Genomic DNA, 954 nt, shown 5'->3' on the forward strand with positions numbered 1-954 from the left:
AGAGATGTTTCCTTAAGGTTTCTGGTATTTCCATCAAATATTCTGGCGAAGTTTTTTCGTAGTATTCGCCGACGGTCATGTTCTGTCCTATTAATTGATTGATGACTGCAGTTTGCGTATCAACAATTTTCTCGCCGCTTTCTTCCGCACTCACGCACGGTACCATTGCCATCCCTGCTAATACCATTGCCAGCAGGATGACATTCCATCTGAACAGTTTCATCTGTTTCCTCCTTCAATAATTGAATTCCAGAAGCTACGGCACAACGTTTATCTGCTTGAGTAACGAGTGTTACCATGCCTCCGGGCATGCGGGACGTTCACCCATCCGATTCGCTCTTGGCCGGGTGGACCTCCCTGCGCTTCGGGATACCAGTCCCGGTACCCACGGATGAGAAATCAACGTTCCTCTATAAACGATTTCTGTCGAACCTCTCTACACGTTGAGGCCGTTCGATCCGTTTTGCTTCCGAAAACATCCCCCAGTCGACCGGTAACTCACACTGCGCCGACCGATAGTAAACCCACGCGGAAAAGGAAAAATCGATATCGGATATCGTGTCTCCGTCACAGCTACCCATTTTGCGGGAGGGCCCGGCACCTGCGCTCACCCCGAGCAACAGGCCCCCTCCACCATTGCTCGACACCGATTCCCGGGCGGCCGGCCTGCCCTCAACCGGAGAATGTGTAGAGAGGATCGACAGAAAACTTAAGAGAAGTTGTTAGAGAAGTTCTCCCGTGGTATGATGACATACAACCGCATCTTCGCACTGGTGCTGGCACTGGTCCTGATTGTGCCGCCGGTTTTTGCCGGAGGCAACGAATGTGGTGTGAACATCGCTCCGGGAGAGAATGTCCTGGAAAACGACACCGGTATTTGTGCCTTTTATTCTATACAGCAGGGGGAGACGAACGGCCACAGCGCATACGTGCCTCCCGGAAGCTCAACACTGT

At 52.0% G+C, this 954-nt stretch carries 2 protein-coding genes; one reads left to right on the forward strand and one right to left on the reverse strand.

The annotated features are described in order from the left end of the window. The coding region (locus EI28_RS12555) for a hypothetical protein (protein WP_048115356.1) at positions 1–223 on the reverse strand (223 nt) is incomplete at its 3' end. A gap of 496 nt (positions 224–719) precedes the next feature. Here EI28_RS12555 and EI28_RS15140 point away from each other — a divergent pair. Then, positions 720–954 (forward strand): hypothetical protein (locus EI28_RS15140; protein WP_231476842.1); only part of this gene is annotated, 235 nt, incomplete at its 3' end.

This window comes from Methanoculleus sp. MH98A, assembly GCF_000691865.1.
GTDB lineage: Archaea > Halobacteriota > Methanomicrobia > Methanomicrobiales > Methanoculleaceae > Methanoculleus.